20 protein-coding genes and 3 tRNA genes are annotated in these 21,631 nt (G+C 62.0%); 13 read left to right on the forward strand and 10 right to left on the reverse strand.

The features are described 5' to 3' along the window. Positions 1–75: 75 nt before the first annotated feature. The 4 genes from ACQ5ID_RS03955 (at position 76) to ACQ5ID_RS03970 (ending at position 1,292) form a co-directional block, all read left to right on the forward strand. On the forward strand, positions 76–690 hold the full coding sequence (locus tag ACQ5ID_RS03955; protein ID WP_429911179.1) for a DUF192 domain-containing protein: 615 nt from the start codon (positions 76–78) through the stop codon (positions 688–690). 57 nt (positions 691–747) lie between these two features. After that, positions 748–824 (forward strand) — tRNA-Pro (locus ACQ5ID_RS03960). Between the two features lie 51 nt (positions 825–875). Further along, on the forward strand, positions 876–1,181 hold the full coding sequence (locus tag ACQ5ID_RS03965) for an ETC complex I subunit (RefSeq protein ID WP_188451171.1): 306 nt from the start codon (positions 876–878) through the stop codon (positions 1,179–1,181). Positions 1,182–1,215: 34 nt separating this feature from the next. Next, positions 1,216–1,292 (forward strand) — tRNA-Arg (locus tag ACQ5ID_RS03970). A 102-nt stretch (positions 1,293–1,394) separates the two neighbouring features. Here ACQ5ID_RS03970 and ACQ5ID_RS03975 read toward each other — a convergent pair. From ACQ5ID_RS03975 to ACQ5ID_RS03990, 4 genes are all read right to left on the reverse strand, one after another. Continuing rightward, positions 1,395–1,967, reverse strand: coding sequence for a hypothetical protein (locus ACQ5ID_RS03975; RefSeq protein ID WP_429911180.1), 573 nt, complete (start codon positions 1,965–1,967; stop codon positions 1,395–1,397). A gap of 18 nt (positions 1,968–1,985) precedes the next feature. Then, the gene (locus ACQ5ID_RS03980; protein ID WP_429911181.1) at positions 1,986–2,519 is read right to left on the reverse strand and encodes a paraquat-inducible protein A; all 534 of its coding nucleotides are present in this window, start codon (positions 2,517–2,519) and stop codon (positions 1,986–1,988) included. Between the two features lie 308 nt (positions 2,520–2,827). Next, positions 2,828–3,952, reverse strand: coding sequence for an acyl-CoA dehydrogenase family protein (locus ACQ5ID_RS03985; RefSeq protein WP_429911182.1), 1,125 nt, complete (start codon positions 3,950–3,952; stop codon positions 2,828–2,830). 21 nt (positions 3,953–3,973) lie between these two features. After that, on the reverse strand, positions 3,974–5,152 hold the full coding sequence (locus ACQ5ID_RS03990; RefSeq protein ID WP_429911183.1) for an acyl-CoA dehydrogenase family protein: 1,179 nt from the start codon (positions 5,150–5,152) through the stop codon (positions 3,974–3,976). A 175-nt stretch (positions 5,153–5,327) separates the two neighbouring features. Here ACQ5ID_RS03990 and ACQ5ID_RS03995 point away from each other — a divergent pair, with 175 nt between their 5' ends. Continuing rightward, complete coding sequence (locus ACQ5ID_RS03995; protein ID WP_429911184.1) at positions 5,328–6,395, forward strand: COX15/CtaA family protein; 1,068 nt, start codon at positions 5,328–5,330, stop codon at positions 6,393–6,395. On the opposite strand, the gene ACQ5ID_RS04000 is transcribed toward ACQ5ID_RS03995, so the two are convergent. After that, positions 6,379–7,257, reverse strand: coding sequence for a hypothetical protein (locus ACQ5ID_RS04000; protein ID WP_429911185.1), 879 nt, complete (start codon positions 7,255–7,257; stop codon positions 6,379–6,381). The two genes, ACQ5ID_RS03995 and ACQ5ID_RS04000, sit on opposite strands and share 17 nt — an antisense overlap. Before the next feature lie 95 nt (positions 7,258–7,352). Further along, positions 7,353–8,777: an alkaline phosphatase PhoX gene (locus ACQ5ID_RS04005; protein WP_429911186.1), complete on the reverse strand. Its 1,425-nt coding sequence runs from the start codon at positions 8,775–8,777 to the stop codon at positions 7,353–7,355. Between the two features lie 261 nt (positions 8,778–9,038). Between ACQ5ID_RS04005 and rplM the strand changes: the two genes are divergently transcribed. Both rplM and rpsI read left to right on the forward strand, forming a co-directional pair. Then, a complete protein-coding gene (gene rplM / locus ACQ5ID_RS04010; protein ID WP_429911187.1) occupies positions 9,039–9,506 on the forward strand; it encodes a 50S ribosomal protein L13 in 468 nt (155 codons plus the stop codon). Further along, on the forward strand, positions 9,506–10,006 hold the full coding sequence (rpsI, locus tag ACQ5ID_RS04015) for a 30S ribosomal protein S9 (protein WP_429911188.1): 501 nt from the start codon (positions 9,506–9,508) through the stop codon (positions 10,004–10,006). Before rplM ends, rpsI begins: the two co-directional genes overlap by 1 nt. Positions 10,007–10,118: 112 nt before the next feature. Here rpsI and ACQ5ID_RS04020 read toward each other — a convergent pair whose 3' ends face one another. The 3 genes from ACQ5ID_RS04020 to phaC are packed head-to-tail and all read right to left on the reverse strand — an operon-like array spanning position 10,119 to position 13,966. Beyond that, positions 10,119–11,243, reverse strand: coding sequence for an epoxide hydrolase family protein (locus ACQ5ID_RS04020; protein ID WP_429911189.1), 1,125 nt, complete (start codon positions 11,241–11,243; stop codon positions 10,119–10,121). Between the two features lie 59 nt (positions 11,244–11,302). Beyond that, entirely contained in the window at positions 11,303–12,004 is a 702-nt protein-coding gene (locus ACQ5ID_RS04025) for a helix-turn-helix transcriptional regulator (RefSeq protein ID WP_429911417.1), read from the reverse strand. A 12-nt stretch (positions 12,005–12,016) separates the two neighbouring features. Beyond that, positions 12,017–13,966: a class I poly(R)-hydroxyalkanoic acid synthase gene (gene phaC / locus ACQ5ID_RS04030; RefSeq protein WP_429911190.1), complete on the reverse strand. Its 1,950-nt coding sequence runs from the start codon at positions 13,964–13,966 to the stop codon at positions 12,017–12,019. Positions 13,967–14,059: 93 nt separating this feature from the next. Here phaC and ACQ5ID_RS04035 point away from each other — a divergent pair, with 93 nt between their 5' ends. The 5 genes from ACQ5ID_RS04035 to ACQ5ID_RS04055 all read left to right on the forward strand — a co-directional run bounded on the left by ACQ5ID_RS04035 (position 14,060) and on the right by ACQ5ID_RS04055 (position 19,186). Beyond that, entirely contained in the window at positions 14,060–14,398 is a 339-nt protein-coding gene (locus ACQ5ID_RS04035; protein ID WP_429911191.1) for a hypothetical protein, read from the forward strand. A gap of 47 nt (positions 14,399–14,445) precedes the next feature. Next, positions 14,446–15,405 carry a class II fructose-bisphosphatase gene (glpX, locus tag ACQ5ID_RS04040; protein ID WP_429911192.1) on the forward strand — a complete coding sequence of 320 codons (960 nt, stop codon included), beginning with the start codon at positions 14,446–14,448 and terminating at the stop codon, positions 15,403–15,405. 7 nt (positions 15,406–15,412) lie between these two features. Further along, positions 15,413–17,188, forward strand: a complete 1,776-nt coding sequence (gene recJ, locus ACQ5ID_RS04045) for a single-stranded-DNA-specific exonuclease RecJ (RefSeq protein WP_429911193.1) — start codon at positions 15,413–15,415, stop codon at positions 17,186–17,188. Positions 17,189–17,282: 94 nt separating this feature from the next. Then, positions 17,283–17,357, forward strand: a tRNA-Glu gene (locus ACQ5ID_RS04050). A 140-nt stretch (positions 17,358–17,497) separates the two neighbouring features. Continuing rightward, entirely contained in the window at positions 17,498–19,186 is a 1,689-nt protein-coding gene (locus ACQ5ID_RS04055) for a hypothetical protein (protein WP_429911194.1), read from the forward strand. 277 nt (positions 19,187–19,463) lie between these two features. Here the strand turns inward: ACQ5ID_RS04055 and ACQ5ID_RS04060 are convergent, their stop codons facing one another. After that, positions 19,464–20,759, reverse strand: coding sequence for a serine/threonine protein kinase (locus ACQ5ID_RS04060; protein ID WP_429911195.1), 1,296 nt, complete (start codon positions 20,757–20,759; stop codon positions 19,464–19,466). 217 nt (positions 20,760–20,976) lie between these two features. Here ACQ5ID_RS04060 and ACQ5ID_RS04065 point away from each other — a divergent pair, with 217 nt between their 5' ends. Continuing rightward, positions 20,977–21,522 carry a recombinase family protein gene (locus tag ACQ5ID_RS04065; protein ID WP_429911196.1) on the forward strand — a complete coding sequence of 182 codons (546 nt, stop codon included), beginning with the start codon at positions 20,977–20,979 and terminating at the stop codon, positions 21,520–21,522. Positions 21,523–21,631 lie beyond the last annotated feature (109 nt).

The following is a 21,631-nucleotide window of genomic DNA, read 5'->3' on the forward strand; positions in this document are numbered from 1 at the left end:
TTGCACTGCACAATGAGCGCCCGCCAAGCTGCATGAGCGATTGCGCGCCGCGCGCCGCTTGGCTAGCGTGCGGCCATGACAATACAACGCTTCATCCTTTTCGCCGCGCCGTTTCTCGCGCTTGTCCTGTTCGCTGCGGCTTATGCCCAGACCGATCCCACCGCGCCGGACGCGGTTGTGGAATATGGCGGGCCGGACCCGGTCATCATCGAGACGGCCGAAGGCCCGGTCGAGTTTATCGCCGAGATTGCCGCCACCGATGCGGCGCGGGCGCGCGGCATGATGTACCGCGAATCCATGGAGCCGGACGAGGCGATGCTGTTTGACTTTGAAGTCGTACAGCCGGTCGCCATCTGGATGGCCAACACGCTGATCCCGCTGGACATTATCTTCATCCGCGAAGACGGCACGATTGCCAAGATCATTGCGAATGCACAGCCGCTTTCGCGCCGCTCTTTGCCGTCGGACTTCCCGGTTCTGGCCGTGCTGGAGATCGCGGGCGGGCGCTCTGCGGAGACCGGCATTGCGCCGGGCGATCTGGTGCGTCACGCCCTGTTCGGCACCGATATGGCCGATGAGCCGATGGTGGACGCCGAAAAGGTGGATGCTGGCGAAGACGCCGCAGAGGACGCTGCTGAGCCGGACGCAGAAGGCTCTGACGGTGGCACGGAAGAGTCCGCTGAGGAGTAGGGCGCGTCCCGGCCTTGCGCGTGCGCACGGCTTTGCCTAAACGATGCACACGAAATTCGGGGCGTAGCGCAGCCTGGTAGCGCATCTGCTTTGGGAGCAGAGGGTCGCAAGTTCGAATCTTGCCGCCCCGACCAGCATTGTTGACGGCCGGGCCTTGGCCCGGACGAGCGAGGAAAGAGGCAGGGATGTTCGCACGTATCTATCAGCCTTCGCGAAATGCCATGCAATCGGGCCGCGCCCGGACCAAGGCCTGGGTGCTGGAGTTTGAACCCGCGCAGGCCAAGCGCCCCGATCCGCTGATGGGCTGGGCGGGCTCGGGCGATACCCGCCGTCAGGTGCATCTTTCCTTTGATACGCGCGACGAGGCCGTGGCCTATGCCAAGCGCTATGGCATTCCTTTCCAGATCCGCGAGGCGCGCGAGACGACGCGGCGCATCAAATCCTACGCGTCCAACTTTGCTGCCGACCGTAAAGAGCCCTGGTCACACTGACCTTGGCTTTGCTGGTGGCCCGGCAGGCGTGATTGACCCCGTAGCTCAGCTGGATAGAGCGCTCGCCTTCTAAGCGAATGGTCGCAGGTTCGAATCCTGCCGGGGTCGCCACCTGCTCTTTATAATGTTGATTTAATTTATATATTCGGCCCATTTACTGCCATGGGCTGTAGCGTTTACAGCGTTGCTTTCTGGTCGTGGCGACGCACAGGCTTAGCTTGGAATTCGAGGTCCGGTCGCGATGAGGCCCTGGCAGATTACCTGCAGCGCGCGAGCCTCGCTGATGGCGATCTGGACATTGAACCGACCGCCGAGCCACAGTCCATGTTCATTTATGACCGTTGAACTCGCGTCTGCGGTTACGCCCTGAATAACGTCTGACCGCTCGAACCGGCTTTGTTGGTGGCCACGGCCTTCAAAGTATTCATCCACGTGAACGGTCATATTGCGTAGCTCGCGGCCCTCAGTGAACAGGTGCGCTGCCTTCTGGAGATGGGGTTCCAATTCCGGATAGGTCGCGCAGGCCCACTTCAGGCGAACGGCTGCCTCACCAATCGTGCTGATGAAGTGAAAACGTTCGATTTCAAATGAAAGCCTCGCCTCCTCGTAGTCGGCCTCGGCTTGTGGGTCACGCCAACGTTCCATTTTAGCAGCTAGGCTTTGTTCCAGCTTGTCGTTGGCATTGAGCAGGACGAGGCCGTCATTCTCAATCGCCCACGGCCATAGCTCTATGCACTGTTGGTGGAACCAGCCAATTGTTCTGGCGCGGTCGGTCGTCTCATCCATCAAAGTCTCCCGTAGACACTATTCGTAGCCGCCCGCCGTTCCCACCATTCCCCGCTCCCGTAAGTCCCGCGCCATCACGCCGGAGGCCAGCATCAGGCTGAGTGCGCTGGCGGCGAAGAACCACAGGCCCGGCTGGCTGGCCGCGGTGGAGAGCGCCTCGTTCGACCAGATCACGATAGCCAGCGCCACGACCACCACATCGGTGAAGGACCATTTGCCGAGCAGTTCGATCCAGCGCATCGCCACCGGGCTGACGCGCGAGGGGGATAAGCGGTGGATGGCGATCAGCATGGACACCTTCAAAAGCGGCGTGCCGAGCGAGAAGGTCGCGATCAGCAGGGCCAGCACAGGCTCGCGCGCGCCGATCAGGGCAGCGATGGTGTCGAGAATGGAATAGCTGACCTTGAAGACGATGAGGCTCTGCGCCTCAAAGAGGGGCAGCATGATGCCCGGCGGAAACAGGATAATGCCCAGGATCAGGAGCGCGCGGGCCATCGCCCCGCCCGTGCCATGCGGGTTGTCCGTGCCTTGAGTTTGCTCCCGCCCGTCCATGGTTAACACCGTCCGGGGCGATTGTGGCGGAACGGGGGCGGGAGCCCTCCCAGGCGTCTCCCCGACGCAAGTCGGGGCCCAGAAAGCTGGACACCGGCGTTCGCCGGTGAAACGCGGAGAAGACGGCGGTGCAGGAAGAAAAAAAGCTGGATCCCGGGTCAAGCCCGGGAACCCGGTTGAGAGCTTGGTGTCATATATCACCGGGGTCCCCCGCCCCGACGGGGGACCCAGAAATCATAGGGGTTCCAGGTTCCATATAAGCCCTGACGGGCTTTCTGGGATGACCAGACGGACGAGTGCTGTTGCCCCTAATACCCCGAAAGTTTCGCCACCTGGCCCGCGCCCCAGGCATCATCGCCGAGAAGCTCGCCGGCGGCCTGCGCTCGCTTGTAGTAGAGGCCGATATCGTACTCGTCGGTCATGCCGACGCCGCCGAACATCTGGATGCCTTCGGAAGCTGCAAGGCGCGACACGGCGGTCGCCTTGGCCTTGGCCGCTGCCGCCCAGATGGGTGCCTGCGAGGGCGTTTCATCGAGCGTGCGCAGCGCCTTCATCACGATGGAACGGGCCATCTCGATTTCCGACAGCAAGTGCGCGGCGCGGTGCTGCAGCCCCTGAAAGCTCGCGATCGGCACGCCGAACTGCTCGCGCTCCTTGATGTACTCAATCGTGACATCGAATGCCTGTTCGGCGACGCCAAGGCTTTCGGCGGCCACGCAGGCCCGGCCCACATCGAGAATGTGTTTCAGTGCGCCTTCAGTATCCTCCGCGCCGTCCAGCAGGGCATCACCGTCAAGCGCTACGTCCTCGAAGGTGAAGTCTGCGGGCAGATGGCTGTCCACCGTACGGCGGGCCTTGCGGGTCACGCCCTTCTGATTGCAGTCGACGAGTACCAGGCAGGGCGCGCCCTCCTCATTGCGAGCCACGACGATGACGGCATCAGCCGCCGCGCCATTGGCGACAAAGCGCTTGGTGCCGTTCAGCACCAGCCCATTGCCCTGCTTTTTCGCGGTCGTGTTGATGGAATCGGGATTGTGGCGTGCGCGCTCGTCCACGGCGAAGCCGATCACGGTTTCACCGGAGACGATTTTCGGCAGCCATTTGGCTTTCTGCGCGTCGCTGCCTGCCACCCGCAATGTGGTCGCAGCCAGCACGGCGGTGGAGAGGAAGGGGGAGGGGGTGAGCGTGCGGCCCATCTCCTGCAGGAGGAGGCCGGCGGCGAACACGCCGAAATCGGCCCCGCCATGGTCTTCCTCGACCAGAATGCCGGTCCAGCCCATCTCCGCCATGGAGGCCCACAGATCGCGCGAGAAGCCGTCCGGGTTGTTCTCGTCGCGCAGCTTGCGGAAGGCGGTGACGGGCGCGATTTCGGTGAGGAAGCTGCGTGCGCTGTCACGCAGCATCTGCTCTTCTTCGTTCAGGACAAAGCTCATGGATAAAATGCCTTCTTGAAATCAGGTGCCGGGAAGCTCAAGCACGCGCTTGGCGACGATATTGAGCTGGATCTCGCTGGTGCCGCCCTCGATGGAGTTGGCGCGGCTGCGAAGCCAGGAGCGGGCGGCCTCGCCATCCTCTTCCTTCTCGCCTTCCCAAAGCAGGCCATCAGAGCCGAGCGCAGACATGTTCAGCTCATGGCGGCGCTTGTTCAGCTCGGTACCAACATATTTCAGGATCGAGGCTTTCGCGCCGACGCCTTCGCCCTTGTCGGCCTCGTCCTTCACGCGGCGCAGCGTGGCTTCAAACGCCAGCGCATCGATGGTCAGGCGCGCGACATCGCCGCGCAGGATCGGATCGGCGATTTGGCCCTTTTCGTCGACTTCGCCCGCCAGATGGGCCGCGCCCACCGGATTGAGACCACCGGAGACGGCGTCAGAGACGATACCCGCGCGCTCGTGGCTCAGGAGGTATTTGGCGATGTCCCAGCCCTGACCCGGCTTGCCAACCACATGGCTGACCGGCGCGCGCGCATCGTCAAAGAAGGTCTCGCAGAAGGGCGATTTGCCGGAGATCAGCTTGATGGGCTTGGTGGAGACGCCGGGCGTATCCATGTCGATCAGGATGAAGGAAATGCCTAAGTGCTTGGGCGCATCGGCCTCGGTGCGCACCAGCGCGAAAATCCAGTCGGACTTGTCGGCGTAGGAGGTCCACACCTTCTGGCCGTTGATGACGTACTCATCGCCATCCAGCACGCCCTTGGTACGAAGGCTGGCAAGGTCCGAGCCTGCGCCCGGCTCTGAATAGCCCTGACACCAGCGGATTTCGCCGCGCGCGATTTTCGGCAGGTGCTCGCGCTTCTGCTCTTCGCTGCCGTATTTGAGCAAAGCCGGGCCAAGCATCCAGATGCCGAAACTGTCCAGCGGGGAGCGGGCCTTCATGGCCTTCATCTCTTCCTTCAGGACGAAGCCTTCTTCTTTCGAAAGACCGCCGCCGCCGTATTCCTTGGGCCATGTCGGCACGGTCCAGCCGCGCTCCGCCATGCGCTCCAGCCAGATGCGCTGATCGTCGCTGGCAAAGATCCAGTCGCGCCCGCCCCAGCAGATATCAGCCTCGCCCTTGGCGGGGATGCGCATGCCCGGCGGGCAGTTCGCCTCCAGCCAGTCGCGGGTCTCTTTGCGGAATGTTTCAAGGGACATTCGAGGTCTCCTCCCGTTTACGTTTACGTCAAGGTTAGGCTGAGGCTGCGCGTGACGCCAGCCCCGATTTGCGCTTGGCTGTGAGCAGGCAGCGCGGCGAATGCGCGCGCATCGCTTGCAGGACGCCGCCAACACGATAAGTAGCTGCCCAATGCTTACCGATCAGAGGCCGCCCATGTCCGCCCACACCGCACTGCCACGCCCCTTCACGCAGGAAGGCACCAGCCGCGCCATGTTCTGGTGGCTGGTGGTCATTGCCGCGCTGGTCATCGCGATGATCGTGGTCGGCGGGGCAACGCGGCTGACGGGCTCCGGCCTCTCCATCACGGAATGGCGGCCTGTTACCGGCGCCATCCCGCCCATGACCGAGCAGGGCTGGCAGGAGGAGCTGGAGAAGTACCGGCAGATTCCCCAATACCAGCTGCAGAACCGCGGGATGAGCATGGAGGAATTCCAGTTCATCTACTGGTGGGAATGGGGCCATCGCCAGCTTGGCCGCGTCCTCGGATTTGCGTTTGCGCTGCCCTTCGCCTTCTTCCTGTTCACCCGGCGCGTGCCGCAGCGCCTGCAGACGCGGCTATGGGTGCTGTTTGCGCTCGGCGGGCTGCAAGGCGCGATTGGCTGGTGGATGGTCGCCTCCGGGCTGACAGAGCGCGTCTCGGTCAGCCAGTACCGGCTAGCCACCCACCTCATCATGGCATTCGCCATTCTGGGCCTGACACTGTGGACGGCGCTGGAGCTGCGCTACGGCAAGACGCGCATCCTTCAGCGCGGAAAGCTGTTCACGCTCGCGAGCGTGTTCTGGGGCGCGGTCCTGTTCCAGATTGCGCTCGGCGCGCTGGTGGCGGGCACCGGGGCAGGGCGCATCTTCACCACCTGGCCGGGCTTTGAAGGCCAGCTGATCCCGGAAGACTATCTCTCCGGCCTGCCCATCTGGCGCGCCGTGTTTGAAAGCCTGCCAGCGGTGCAGTTCCAGCACCGCTGGGTGGGATACGCTCTGGCCATTCTGGGGGGCGTGCTGGCTTTCCGGTTGTGGCGCACCGGCGCTGAGGATTTACGCCGCGCAGGAACCATCCTGCCCGTGCTGATCGCCGGGCAGGTGGCGCTGGGCATCTGGACGCTGGTCTCTGCTTCGCCGCTCGGCCTGTCGCTCGCCCACCAAGCAGGCGCGATCACGCTCTTCCTGATGGCAGGCTTCACCGCCTGGCTGACGGCGAGGACGCAGACTATTCCGGCGCGGTGACCGCCCGGCCCAGCACGTCGCGCGTCACCAGCTTGATCCGGCCATCTTCGCCATCGTGAATGGCGGCGAGGCCATTGGAAAAGCCCATGCCGCTGAACGGCAGGTCGGTGACGGTGAGCGCGCCGGGGCGCTGCAGCCCGGCAATCGACATTTCGCTGCGCACTTCAATGGCGGAAATCTCTTCCAGCGTGCGCGCGTCAAACACGCCGACCACGCCTTCTGCGGCCAGCGGAACCAGTACGACAGGGCGGCCATAAAGCTCGGTATAGGCAAAGTGCAGTACCGATAGGCCATCGGCATCGGCGCGTACCGAACCTGCGGAGTCAATGCGGGCCAGACCACCGGTTGAGCTGCCGATGATGATGTCGCCATCTACGCCTGCGCAGCGCTCTGCGGTGAAGGGCAGGGCGATTTCGGCGGTGCGGTTGAGCGTCAGGCGTTCTCCGCCCGTATCCATCATCCGCCATACGGTGGCGCGCCGGTTGGCGTGCAAAAGGGCAAGTTCGACAAACCCGGTCCCGCGCCGGTAGAGGCAGACCCCCTCGACCGGATCGCTGACACTGGCAACATCGAGCGGCAGCGGCTCGATGGCCTGCATGCCCGGCAGAACGATGAAGCCGCGCACCAGCCGGTCGGCATCGCTGCCAAACAGCAGTGAGAGCGTGGTTCCGCGCATGTCAAACGCCGGTACGGCGGCCAGGCTGGTCAGGGCCGGGCCAGCCGTCTGGAAGACGCGCTCGCCAAAATCGTTGAAGGCGTCAAACCCGCCACCGCGCACGGCCGCGATGATAAGGCCCGCATCGCGCGCCTCGCCATTGGGCAGCAGCGCGATGTGATCGGCGGAGCTGGTCTCCTGCGTCATCCCCGTGACCGGAACCGCGCGGATATTGGCCGTCGTCTCGGCGCGCTCGCGGTCTTCCGTGACCGGTGGCTCTTCGCACGCGCTGAGGGTAGCCGCTAGACAGAGGCTAGCGAGCGCCGCTCCCAAGGTCCGCGTACGGCGAAAGTGCGCCCCGGCCCCTTTTGCACGTTGAAGAAAAGCGTCGTTCCGTCGGGTGAAAAGCATGGGCCTGTTATCTCGCTGTATTCGCCATCTGTATCAGGAGCCGCGTTGCGGCCGATCGTGTAGAGCTGTCCGTCCGGGGTGACCCCGCGGATGAATTGTTCGCCGTCGCCATCCTCGACAACAATGAGGTCGCCCCAAGGCGCAATCGTGATGTTGTCGCATTTCTCGAGCAGGCGCGCATCGGTGGATTCCACAAACAATGTCAGCTGACCCGGTTCATCACGCTCGCGCGGCGTGCCTTCATAGGGGCTGGGGCGGTAGCGCCAGATCTGGCCGATCTGGGCCGGACCGCCATCGGTACAGCAGAAATAGAGCTCGCCTTCGCCAAACCAGGCACCTTCCCCGCGCGTGAAATTCGCCGCTCCCGCAGCGATGGACCGCGCGGCAAGATCATTCTCCGGATTATGGATGGCTTCAAGGTCGACCCAGACCACATCCAGCGTCTCGCTGACGGGAATGGGATTGGCGCTGTCCTCCCAGTTGCGGGTATCGGCGCCGGGCCGCCCGCGAATGGCCAGAGCCTGCAGCTTTCCTCCACGCCAGAACTCTCCCCGGCGCTCGGGAATGAAGCGGGTGAACAGGCCCGGTTCCGCATCCTCGGTCTGATAGGCAATGCCGGTGGCCGGATCGACGGCGACGGCCTCGTGGCGGAAACGGCCCATCCCGCGCAGCGCTATCGGTTCAACCAGCGTTGTGGCCGATGCCGGAACCTCGAAATTCCATCCATGGTCGAGGCGCGCCACGCTGCCCTGCTGCATCAGGGTTTCCTCGCAGCTGATCCAGCTGCCCCACGGCGTCGGCCCGCCTGCGCAGTTATTCACCGTGCCGGCGAGCGACAGGAACTCGCGCTCCACGCGGCGGCGGCGCAGATTGTAGTGGACGGTCGTGGTGCCACCCAGATGCGGCTCGCCGCCGGGCAGGGTGTCATAGAGATAGGACGGATCGATCCGGTCGAGCAGGTTGTGGTCGGCCCCGAAGGGTGATTTCTCCACCTCGCCGGGATTGAGCTCGTGATTGCGTACAAGGATCACGCTGTCCGTATCGGGACCCGCAAAACAGGCCATGCCATCATGGTCACCGGGTACCAGCAGCCCGTCATCCATCGTCTGCCCGGTTTCAGAAAAGCTGGTGTAGGAAAAGCCGGCCGGCAGATCGAACAATCCGCGCCCATCCCGCCGCAGCGGGCCATAGCCGCGCACCTGGTTGAGGTAATTACGCTCGCCTGCGCCACTACAGCCTGTCAGCGCGGCAAGCCCGGCAAAGGCGGTCGCAGTGGCGGCGGCTGTGCCAAGAAACCGGCGGCGCGAAAGGGGCATGGCTCTTCTCCAGACTGACGGGCTGATAGGCGGAGCGATGATAATCTATAGGTGATTTGTCGGGCGCATGACAGTGCGCCGCCAAACGTCTGCTGCGGGTGCGCAATAATATGCGGTAATTATATACCGCATTGCTATCGCCCTGAATTTCAGCGTTTTTCACAGACGGTGTTGACACCAACCGTTGGCAGGCGTAACAGCCCGCATCCCATGAGAGGCCGGGCGGTTCCGGCTTCGCTGTCCAGTTTCAAGGCCCACGCGATGAAGACCTTCTCCGCCAAGCCCGCAGACGTTGAACACAAATGGGTTGTGATTGATGCCGAAGGGGCCGTTGTCGGCCGTCTTGCGGCCTATATCGCGACCCGTCTGCGCGGCAAGCACCGTCCCGACTTTACCCCGCACACCGATTGTGGCGACCACGTTGTGGTCATCAATGCCGACAAGGTGATTTTCACGGGCAAGAAGTATGAAGACAAGCGCTATTACCGCCACACCGGCCACCCGGGCGGTATCAAGGAAACCAGCCCGCGCAAGCTGATCGAGGGCAAGTTCCCCGAGCGCGTTCTGGAGAACGCCGTCAAGCGCATGCTGCCCAAGGAAAGCCCGCTGGCGCGCACCCAGTTTGGAAAACTGCGCGTTTATGCTGGCCCTGAGCACAAGCACGAGGCCCAGCAGCCGGAAGTCGTCGACTTCAAGTCCCTTAACACCAAAAACGTGCGGAGCGCATAATGGCCGAACAAGCACGCTCTCTTGAAGACCTGAAATCGGCGATGAAGCAGGCCGACGCTCCGGTCGTCACCGAAACCGAAGACACGGTCGTCGCTGAACCGAAGATCGACGAGCATGGCCGCGCCTATGCCACCGGCAAGCGCAAGAACGCCATCGCCCGCGTCTGGATCAAGCCGGGTGCCGGCAAGATCGTCGTCAACGGCCGCGAGCAGGAAGTCTATTTTGCCCGCCCGGTGCTGCGCATGATGCTGGCCCAGCCGTTCGAGACGGCTGAGCGCGTCGACCAGTATGACGTGTACGCCACGGTCACTGGCGGCGGCCTCTCCGGCCAGGCCGGTGCGGTGCGTCACGGCATCTCCAAGGCGCTGACCTATTACGAGCCGGCGCTTCGCGGTGTGCTGAAAGCCGGTGGCTTCCTGACCCGTGACAGCCGCGTGGTCGAGCGTAAGAAATACGGCAAGAAGAAAGCCCGCCGCAGCTTCCAGTTCTCGAAGCGCTAAGGCTTATTCTCCGCACTTGCGGCGGAGCCATGCCGATCATACGAACCGGGCGGTGCCAGATGGCGCCGCCCGTTTTTGTTTTGGGGCCGGCTCCGGCTTTGCCGGTCGCAGACTATAGTGCGCCAAAGAAGGCGCGTATGTCCGCGGCCAGCAACTGCGGCTCCTCACTGGCGGCGAAATGGCCGCCACGGGGCATTTCGGTCCAGTGGACGACATTATTGCTGCGTTCAGCGAAAGTTCTCACGGACCGAAAATCATCTGGAAATACGCTCACGCCCGTCGGTGTGAGATTGGCCGTTTCCCGGTAGCCCGCACCCGTTCGGGCATTCTCCAGATAGACGCGGGCAGCCGAATCCGAACTTTCGGTGAACCAGTAAATCGACACATGGGTCAGGAAGCGCGTCAGATCGAGCGTGTATGCGTGTTCGCCGAGGAACCCGGTGAACAGTTCGGCATTCCATGCCAGCAGCCCGGTGGGCGAGTCCGTCAGCCCATAGGCCAGCGTCAGCGGACGCTTGGACTGGACGTCATTGTAGGCGGCGTATTTCTGGAAGCGGTCGAGGATCGTGAACCCCTCGATCTCGAATGGCGTTAGATTGTCCATTTCGCCCTGGGTGCCGTCCGGAAAGGCAAAGATTTGCTGAAGGTGTATGCCAGCAAGACCGTGTGGCGCGGCAACGCCCATCTCGCGGGCAACCAAAGCACCTACATCGCTGCCGTGAACGCCATAGCGCTGGTATCCAAGCTCACGCATCAGCGCGTCCATTGCCACGCCGATTTTTGCCGCATCCCAGCCCGGCCCACTCAGTGGTGTTGAAAAGCCGAAGCCAGGCAGGGACGGAATGACGAGATCAAAGACAGGCCCGGCGGTGTTTCCGTGCTGGCGCGGGTTGCTCAACATGTCCGAAATGTCGAGGAATTCGGCGAAAGTGCCCGGCCAGCCATGCAGAAGTAGCAATGGCATCGAGTCTGGCTCAGGCGACCTTATGTGTACGAAGTGGATAGTCTGGCCATCAATTTTGGTCAGGAAATGCGGGAGCGCATTCAGCGCCGCTTCCTGTTCACGCCAGTCAAACCGGTTGAGCCAATGATCGGCCAAGGCTTTAACATGGCTGACTGGCTGGCCGCTCTCCCAGCAATCGTCCAGCGAATGGGGCCAGCGGGCCATCGCAAGCCGTTCGTGCAGGTCCGTGATCTGCTCTTGCGCGATCTCAATGCGAAACGGGGTGACAGACATCTCAATCTCCTTTCGTGTTGCCTGAAAGGAGTTGTGGCGGCACGCAGTGTCATATCCTGTCAGGAGGCATCTTCCTGTCGCGGTAACAGCCATTCCTCGCGCCATTGCCGTGCCAGATCGCTCCGGCGCCTGCCAAAGCGCTCGCTTTCGAGACGTATTGCGCTGATCCGGTCGGTCCTGAAGTGCCGGAAGCCTCCCCGTAAGACACACCATGCCGCAATAATCTGTTTGGACTCATAATAGGCTAGCTGGACAGGCCAGATAGTCCGGCTGCTTGACTGGCCGGATGCGTCCTCATAGTCGATTGCCAGGGCGAGCTCGGCGCGCATCGACTTTCTGACTAGACCAAGCAGATCAGTGGGTGGCTGGGAAGACGGGACGCTGATGGGCCAGAGTCCTGTATCAGCCATCCGGTCGCGCAAGTCTTGCGGTGAAGCTGCCGCAATTTTTCCTAGTGCGTTGCGGGCGGCGGCACTGAGCTCGTTGTCGGGCTGAGCCTCTATCCAGCGTGCGCCAAGCACCAACGCTTCCAGTTCCACCGGATCGAACATGAGGGGCGGAAGAAAAAATCCGGGTCGGAGAACATAGCCGAGGCCAGCCTCGCCATCGATAGGCGCCCCCAGGGTGATAAGTGTTTGAATGTCGCGGTAAAGTGTACGGACGGACACCTCTTGTTCTTCGGCGAGAACAGCAGCCGTTACCGGAAAGCGGTGGCGGCGCAGAGAGTCGATGATCGCGAAAAGGCGTTGGGTCTTGTCCAGACTGAGCGCTCCCTAACTCCGCACCTTCACATATTCGCCCGGTGCCGGGCATAGAGGCTTGAGCTTGCCCCCGCCCGGCTTCCTCGCAGGCACCTGCGTGTCGTTCATTGAGAGCAGCCACGCCTTCCAGTGCGGCCACCAGGAGCCGGGATGCTCCTTGGCTCCTGCCAGCCAGTCTTCGCGGCTCTCCGGCAGGGCCTCATTGGTCCAGTGCTGGTATTTGTTCGCATCGGGGTGATTGACCACGCCCGCGATATGGCCGGAGCCCGCCATCATGTATTGCGTCTTGCCGCCAAACAGGCGCGCGGAGCGGTAAACCGAGTCCGCCGGGGCGATATGGTCTTCCTTGCTGGCCTGCATGAAGACCGGGATTTTCACCTTCTTCAGGTCCAGCCTGTGGCCGCCCAGCTCCAGCTCGCCCTTGGATAATGCGTTGTTCTTGTAGAACTTCTCCAGATAGTAGAGGTGCAAGGTCTTGGGCATGCGCGTCTGGTCGGCATTCCAGTAGAGAAGGTCGAAAGCCTGCGGCGTCTTGCCGAGCAGGTAGTTGTTGATGACGAAGGACCAGACCAGATCGTTTGCCCGCAGCATGTTGAACGTGTCGGCCATGGTGCGCCCGTCCAGCACGCCGCCCTGCACATCCATCAGCCGGCCAATCTCCTTGAACCACTCATCATCGATGAAGACGAGAAGCTCGCCGGCCAGCTCGAAATCCAGCTGCGCGGCAAAGAAGGTGGCCGAGGCGATGCGGTCATCATTCTCGGCCGCCATCAGGGCGAGCGCGCTGCCCAGCATCGTGCCGCCAATGCAATAGCCGATAGCGTCCACCTGCCGCTCGCCAGTGGCTTGCTCCACGCATTCCAGCGCCTGAAACAGGCCCTGGCGGATATAGTCCTCGAAGGTCGCGTCCTTCATCGACTGATCGGGATTGACCCAGGAGATCAGGAAGACGGTGAAGCCCTGCTCAGTCAGCCAGCGGATCAGCGAGCCCTGCGGGCGCATGTCCATGATGTAGAATTTGTTGATCCAGGGCGGTGCGATCAGGATCGGGCGCTGGCGCACGGTATCGGTCGCGGGCGCATACTGGATCAGCTCCATCACGCCATTGCGGTAGATGACATCGCCCGGCGTCGCCGCCAGATCCTTGCCGACCTCGAAGCCGTCCATGTCTGTCTGGGTGAGGGCGAGGCGGCCATTGCCGCGTTCAAGGTCATTGACCAGATTCATCAGCCCGCGTGACAGGTTCTCGCCCTTCGTCTCGAACGTGGCTTTGAGCACATCCGGATTGGTCAGGGCGAAATTGGTCGGCGACATGGCGTCGATCATCTGGCGGGTGACGAAATTCACCTTGCGCCGCGTCTCTTCGTCTATGCCCCTGGCATTATTGACGAGGCTCAAAAGGAAGCGCTGGTTTAGCAGATAGGACTGGCGCATGGCGTCGAACATGGGATGCTCGGTCCACTCTGCAGAGCGCCAGCGCTTGTCGCCCTTTTCCGGCTCGATGACGGGCGGGGCTTCTTCACCCATCATTTTTTTCGTCGCGCCGGACCACAAATCCAGATAACCGCGATAGAGGTCTGACTGCGCCTGCAGCAGCAATTCAGGATCGCCCAGCACGTTCTCCCAGGTCTTTGCCAGTTCTGGCGACGCGTGCAGCGGATCAGCCTGCGGTTGCAGGGCCGGATCGCCGTCCAGCGAACGGCGCATCATGTCGGCCATCAGCTTCTGGCTTTTCAGGGCCGACTGCATGACATTGCGCGAGATGGTTTCCAGCGTCTCCAGATCCGCCGCAGGCAGGCTGGGGAAGGGCGTCTCCGGCGTGGACGCGCTGCCAGCCGGCGCTGGCTTTACCGCGTCCTGTTCAGGCGTGCGCGCGCGCTTTACGGCCGCTTTTTTTGCCGCCGGTTTCTTATCCGATGATGCGGCTTTCTTGCGTTTGGGAGCGGTTTTCTTCTCGGCCATGACAGACAGCACTTCCGGTAGGGCGTGACACTGATGAAGCGAAGCGTATAGAAAGCGTGTGATCCGTCCAATCCCTTCGGGAGGATAACTGTTTTGCGCAACCTGACTGCCTTGCTGATGAGCGTGGCGCTTGGCGGCCCGCTGCTTTCCGGTTGCACGCTGATGACCGTGCCGGACACCGGGGAGGGCTGGGCCAGCGCACGCATGGCCGAGGACCCTGGCCGGGAGCCGCCGGCCTACGTGCCGGAAATTCCGCGCCCGCAAGTGGAAAGCTGGCGGATGGCATCTGCCGCGCGCGAGCTGGCCGATACCCGCGATATCGTTATGTCCCGCGCGCAATTGCTTGAGCTGCCGCCTGTTGACCCACTGCTTTACGGCCAGCAGGCCCGCGAGCGCGCGACCCCGCCTGCACCACCGGCGCGCCGCAACTGAGCGCGCCGCCCGATCGATTTTACCTCCATACAAGGAATCTCCGTTCAATGACCTCGCAGTCCCTGACCAATCTCGCCCTTGGCGCCGTTGAGGCCGCTGAACGCGCCGCTATTGCGGCTGCCCGGCTGGCCGGGCGTGGCGACAAGATCGCCGCCGATCAGGCCGCGGTGGACGCCATGCGCAAAGCCTTCAATGACATGCCCATGCGCGGGCGTATCGTGATCGGTGAAGGCGAGCGCGATGAAGCGCCAATGCTCTATATCGGCGAAGAGGTCGGTACCGGCGAAGGCCCTGAGATCGATATCGCGCTCGATCCGCTGGAAGGCACCTCGCTGACCGCTGGCGGCAAGCCCGAAGCGCTGACCCTGCTGGCACTGGCTCCGCGTGGCGGCCTCCTGCATGCGCCCGACACCTATATGGACAAGATTGCGGTCGGGCCGGGCCTGCCTGAGGGCGTCATCAATCTGGACCGGCCGGTGGGCGAGAACGTCGCTGCGGTAGCCAAAGCCAAAGGCGTCCCGGTGTCAGAAGTCACCGTCTGCGTGCTGGAGCGTGAACGCCACCAGTCGATCATTGATGGTGTCCGCGCTGCGGGTGCACGCGTCGTGCTGATCCCCGATGGCGATGTCGCCGCCATCATCGCAGCGGCAGACCCGGCGACGAATGTAGACATGTATGTCGGGCAGGGCGGCGCGCCGGAAGGCGTGCTCTCTGCTGCCGTATTGCGCTGCCTTGGCGGGCAGATCGAATGCCGTCTCTTCTTCCGCAATGATGATGAGCGCGCGCGCGCCGCCAAGACCGGCATCAAGGATCTCGACCGCAAATATGCGGGCGCGGAGATGGCGTCCAAAGACTGCCTGTTCGTGGCCAGCGGCGTGACGGGCGGCCAGCTGCTTGATGCTGTCCGGCATGGCCCCGGTACGGTGACAACGCAGACGCTTCTGCTGTCCTCGGCACCGCGCTCGCGCCGCATCATCACCACACAGCGCTTCGTGGAGGGCGGCTGAACCGGGCATGGCTGGCCGTGAACCGCTCTTTGGCGTCACCGCATCGGTAACAGGGCGCGCCTGGGCGCTCAGTGACGCGCCAGATGAGGCGGTGGCAGCGATTGTGCGCGCCACAGGATGTAATGACGCGCTGGCGCGCCTGATGGCGTCGCGGGGTATCAGCGTTGATGATGCGCCCGGCTTCCTGTCCCCGCGCCTGCGTGACAGCTTTCCCGATCCGTCGAGCTTCAAAGGCATGGATGCCGCTGCGCGCGCCGTCTGGGACGCCGTGGAGGCTGGCACACGCATCGCCGTCTTTGCCGACTATGATGTCGACGGGGCGAGCTCCGGCGCGCAGCTGGTGCGCTGGCTGCGGGCGGTAGGGCAGGACGCGCTGACCTATGTGCCTGACCGCATCGAGGAAGGCTACGGCCCCTCAGCTGAAGCCTTCGCCAGCCTGAAGGCGGCTGGGGCGGGTCTTGTCGTGACGGTCGATTGCGGCGCAGCCGCGCATGGCGCGCTGGAAAGCGCCGCTGGCATGGACCTGCCGGTTGTGGTGATCGACCACCATCTGATGGATGGTCCACCGCCGCCTGCGCTGGCGCTCGTCAACCCCAATCAGCCCGGTGACACTTCAGGCTGCGGGCATATGGCGGCGGCAGGCGTGACGCTGGTCTTTCTGGCAGCGCTCAATCGCGAGGGACGGGCGAGGGGCGCCTTCAACGGTCAGGAACCTGATATCCTCGCCATGACCGATCTGGCGGCGCTGGGGACGATCTGCGATGTCGTGCCACTGACGGGACCAAACCGCGCCATCGTCACGCAGGGCCTCAAAGTGATGAGCGGCTGGCAGAAGGCCGGGCTGGCGGCGCTGGCAGAGGTCTCCGGCCTCACAGGACCGGCGAGCCCCTATCATGCAGGCTTCCTGCTGGGACCACGCATCAATGCCGGCGGCCGCGTGGGCGTGGCGGGGCTGGGGCTGGAGCTGCTCGGCAGTGAAGACGCGGCGCGGGTGCGCGAGATCGCGCTGGAACTCGACCGGCTGAATGCCGAACGCAAGGCCATCGAGGATGGTGTGCTGACGGCTGCGCTGGATGAGATCGAATCCGGGCGCATAGACGCCAGCGGCCCGGTAATCGTGCTGGCCGGGGAGGGTTGGCATCCCGGCGTAATCGGCATCGCGGCCGGGCGCATCAAGGACCAGTTCAACCGGCCCACCATCGTGATCGGGGTGGAGAACGGTATCGGCAAGGGATCGGGGCGCTCCTGTCCCGGCGTGCATCTGGGTAATGCGATACTGGCGGCGCGCGAAGCTGGCCTGCTGGAAAAGGGCGGCGGACACGCTATGGCGGCAGGCCTGACGGTCGAGGCCGCCCGTATTGATGCCTTCCGGGATTTCCTCACCGAGCGGCTTGCGCCGGAATGGGCCGCAGCTGATGAAGCCCGCACCCTGCGCCTTGATGGCGTGGTCCACCCGGCTGCGGTCGATTTTGATTTTGGCGAGTCGCTAAAGCAGGCAGCGCCCTTTGGCATGGGCAATCCCGAACCGCGCTTTGCCCTGTCTGATCTGCATATCCGCTTTGTGAAGGAGGTGGGGACCGGCCATCTGCGCTTCACCTTCGAGGCGGACAGTGGCGCGCAGGTGTCGGGCATAGCCTTCCGGGCGCTTGGAAAGCCGCTCGGCGACGCGCTGACAACCGGGCGTGACCGCAAATGGCATGTGGCAGGGCGCATCAAGGCCGAAGATAATCGCTTCGGACGCAAGGCAGAGCTGCATCTGGAAGATATGGCACCAGCCGGTTGAGCGTGGCCGGAGTGTGCCGGGCTGCACAAGAAACTACCTGCAGGGCTTGCGTGCGGGATTCCCCTTGGATATAGAACCGCTCTCGCGTTGATGCGGGCCCTTCGTCTATCGGTTAGGACGCCAGGTTTTCAACCTGGAAAGAGGGGTTCGATTCCCCTAGGGCCTGCCACGCGTGTTATCCCGTTAAAAATCAATAGGTTATGCGCTTGTGCGGAGCGGGTTTTCAACGGTGATTTCAACGGTCAGTTTGGTTGGCTCCGTGGCGGTGGTCCTCGCACTATGTGAGGCCCGAAAATGCGTCGTCGTTACATGTCCATGACCTACGTCTATGCCCGCTCGGATGGAAACCTCGAGCTGCGCTATCCCATACCCCCGGAGCTTCAATGCTTCTTCCCCAAGACGAACGGGTTGGGATTCCGGCAATTCATTGGCGGTTCGCTCGGGACTAAGGACACCACCGTGGCGAATGCCGCTGCGGCGCGGCGAATCTCTGAATACGAGCAGCTGCTTGGCTTCCTGCGTGGAAACCACACGGATGACCGGATTACCGAGCTGCTGCGATCCGTTTACAAGGACGAGCTGAAGCGAGACCTCGAGCAGCGCCTCGAAGTCGTGGACGCGGGTAAATCATTTCTCTTGCGGGCTGAGTCTATGGCCGCTTATGGCGCGGCTCTCCGCTCAGATGATCCCGAAAGCCTGGAAGCGAGTGCTGGCTGGCTGGCTGATCTTATCCAGGAGCGGCTCGACAAGACGCTTGATGTGGGGCGTGACAATCCCATCAGGCTGCGCCTTCTTCATATGGCGCAGGAAGTCTTGCTCGACGCTGTGAATGCCAAGATCGCTCGGGCGAGGGGGCTGGATGCTCCGCTGCCCGTGTCACCTGCATTGAACGTCCAGTCCAGCGTTGAGCCGGGCGCAAACGTCGCTCTATCTCCAGACGGGCGTAAATCCGTCAGCGCTTACCTCGATGTCTTCATGGAGCGCTGGCAGCGCGCAGAGCCGCGCGAGCGAACCGTGGAACGCCGACGGGACGCCTGGGCGGAGTTCTGTGAAGTTGTCGGCCCCAACACGCCGATTTACCGGGTCACAAAAGCTGATCTGTGGCGTTATCACGAATGCCTGCTGATCTACCCCACACGCGCCAATTCACGCCGGGAGCTGAGCGGCTTGCCGTTTATGCGTCAGGTAGAGCTGGCGCGCGCTAATCCGGACAAATGGCCGCCGCTCGACCCCAACACCGTTGGCGACCGCCTTCGCCACGTCGGCGCTGTGTTCCGCGACGCGGTCAAGCGCGGCGATCTGAGTTCCAACCCGGCGGATGGCGTTTCAGAGGGTAGGGCGCTTACCAGGGTTGCTCGGCCCGCCTACACGGTGGAGGAGTTGAACGCGATCCTTTCACTCCCGGTGTTCAAGCCTGCTCCTGCGCTTGAACAGCGCGGAGACGATTTCTGGGTGCCGCTGCTCGAGCTCTTCACCGGCGCACGCCCCAGCGAGCTCTATCTGCCGATGACCGATGTTCGAGAAGACGACGACATTCCGCACTTGCTGCTCGAGCCGTTCGAGGAGCGCAAGCTGAAGACCCCAGCCTCAGCCCGGTGGGTGCCGGTCCACTCCGACCTCATCAAGGCGGGCTTCCTGGAGTATTGCCGGACCATGCGCGCATCCGGACAGCGCCTATTATTCCCGGAATGGGACTTTGAATTGAGGCTAAAGCCGTCGGAGGCCCCCAAGCGGCGGCGGTTCAACCGGATGCTGGCCCAAGCGGTCGATCCGGGCCGCCGGTTCAAGGACAGCTATACGTTCCGCTCGACCTTCGAGACGGCAATTTCCAGTTCACCCAACATTTCCGAGCGAATTGCACGTAAGCTGACAGGGCGCGCTTTGGGCGGATCGGCACGCCATTACGTTGACCGGCTTGAGCTGGCGGCGCTTCGAGAGGCGATTGAGGAAGTGACATATAAGGGCGTGGACCGGTCGCACATCTACTTTTTAAGGTGAGTTCCACCCTTGACGCCGGTTCCCGCTGGGCGCGTGAAAATCAAGAGCTTACGACGGCATTTGCAGCTCGTGTGTGACGCGCAGTGTGCGCCCGCGTGTGGCACGACTTTTTGCTGCCCCATCCGTTGCAGTAGCGGCCCTGGCGGGTACCATGTTGAACGCTGATCGATGAACCGGTTTGTGAAACAGCGAGTAGCACTTGCCACATCCGCTGATGTTGCATTGGACTAATGTGACTTCGCCTTCTCTGTAGAACCTCGGTATTTGCGGCCGGAGCTCACTCGGCTTTGGAGAGCTTTGTTCGCATCGCGCGCACGACTGATACCGCTATTTCACGTCCTTTATTTTTTGCCGCGTCAATGAAGCCTTCGCGGTCCATCAATGGGCCCTCGTAATAAACTTGCAGCTCGCTGCCCTCCACTGAAGCGCTTGCGGCAATGCGGCCTTGATTGGACGAGACAGTGTGCAAAAAAGTCGCCTTCGGGCTCATTGTTTGGGGACGCAGTGCAAAAAAATCGAGATCACATCTGACCGCAGCAAGCCCCGTATTGATGACGTTGGGCCCAGTTCCACCGCAAATTAAATCTGGTGCAATCGATTGTTGAATGGTTTCGAGGAAAGCATGACTGCCGCTCTTCATAATATTAGCAGTCGCTTCCTGCGCGCGGCCGACGCTAGAACTAATTATAGATTGCAACTCATCCAGCTCTCTTTGTAGATTGTCGCTTGCGGTATCTATTCCGCGCGACCTATAGGTTTTTATTAAGTTAGTTATTTGCATTGTGTTCTGAAATCTATTAATTAGAGTTGGTTGAAAGCCGACGTCTAAAATCCGGCGTATCAGTGGCCATTGGTCGTCAGCGGTAATGTTGTGAGGAGGAGCGTTCGCTTCGTGGGGCAGTTTGCCATGCGGATCAGCTAGAACGCGTGGAGCTCGGCGCGTAAGCATAAAGTACAATAACCCGACTGCCAAAGTAAGATCGGAGCGTGAATCTCGGTGCTCGCTCCCCGGAGCGAACTCGGGCAACCTAAGAAAACGATTGCCCAACTCCTGTCCTGCAGGCGTATTAATTCCATTTTCGACTTCATTTGGCTGCCATGATAGACCAAAATCAACTAATATAGGCTTATTTTGTTTACCGTCCTGAAGAATGACGTTGTCCGGCTTTATGTCGCGGTGTATTAAACCTAAAGAATGACATTTTTCTATCGTATTTATGATGGATTCGAATGCATATAATGCATTCGTCGCATTAAAGGGCTTTGCGTCACTCAGTGACACTCCTTCTATCCACTCCATTATTAAATATAAATTAATAGATTTGTCTTCCCAGTCCTCAACATTTGTATCTAACAAGCGTGGGGCGCCGTCAGTTTCGTGTAAGGCACGGAGGCTTAGCGCTTCTTGTAAGAATCGAAAGCGGCGTACAGTCTGGGTTTGCGCCTCCGGATGTAGCTCCTTAAGCGCGCCCACCTCACTACCGTCTATCCGGCACACTCTTCGTACGACGCCTTGCCCCCCCGCTTGCGACTTGCCAGCTTGGTCATCAACTTTCCAACGTGAAGTCCACATGATAAGTCCCCCTCCTTCTCTCATAGGCTGGAAATAACAGGAGCTCAACGCGACCGTAGCTCCAGAGCGTCTCTGTCATGAAAACGCTGGTTTCTGAGACAGGCCCGGCTGGGCCGTTTGAGCCCACTGCTTGGCATCATATTCCGTCTCAAAAGCCATCTTGAAAAGCCCTGGCGTCTCGATACTGTCGCGACAGGTTTTTGCGACGGAGAGAGCATTGCGAGTTGGATACGCACGGGTGAGCACCCGCGATCAGGAGACCCATCTACAGATCGACGCCCTGCAGGAGCACGGTTGTGAGCGGATATTCGAGGAGAAGGCATCCGGCGCGCAGCGGGACCGGCCTGAGCTGAAGGCGGCAATTGATTATCTGCGCGCCGGGGATGTGCTGGTCGTGTGGAAACTGGACCGGCTGGCGCGCTCGCTCCGTCAGCTCATCGAGACCGTGGAAGGCCTCGAGGACAAGGGCATCGGCTTTGTCTCGCTCACCGAAGGGATCGATACGACATCGCCCGGCGGCAAGCTGGTCTTCCACGTTTTCGGCGCTCTGGCCGAGTTCGAGCGCGAAATGATCCGGGAGAGGACGAAAGCCGGACTGCAGGCCGCCAAGTCACGGGGCCGCAGGCTGGGGCGTCCAGCGGCACTGACACCGGACCAGATTGAGATGGCCCGCGCGCTCAAACAGGCGGGCAACCACTCCATGCCGCAGATCGCCAGGCAGCTCGGCGTATCGCGGGCGACGCTATATAGGGTGTTGGCTTAGCCCTTCTGGCGGCACTCGGCCGCAAAACATAACCGCTCGTACGTCCGGTTGAGGGCACCAGCAGCTCCGTGCGTATAGCAGAACAGGTAACCTGTTCTGCAGAAGCGGG

Source organism: Glycocaulis sp. (assembly GCF_050485565.1).
Classification (GTDB): Bacteria; Pseudomonadota; Alphaproteobacteria; order Caulobacterales; family Maricaulaceae; genus Glycocaulis.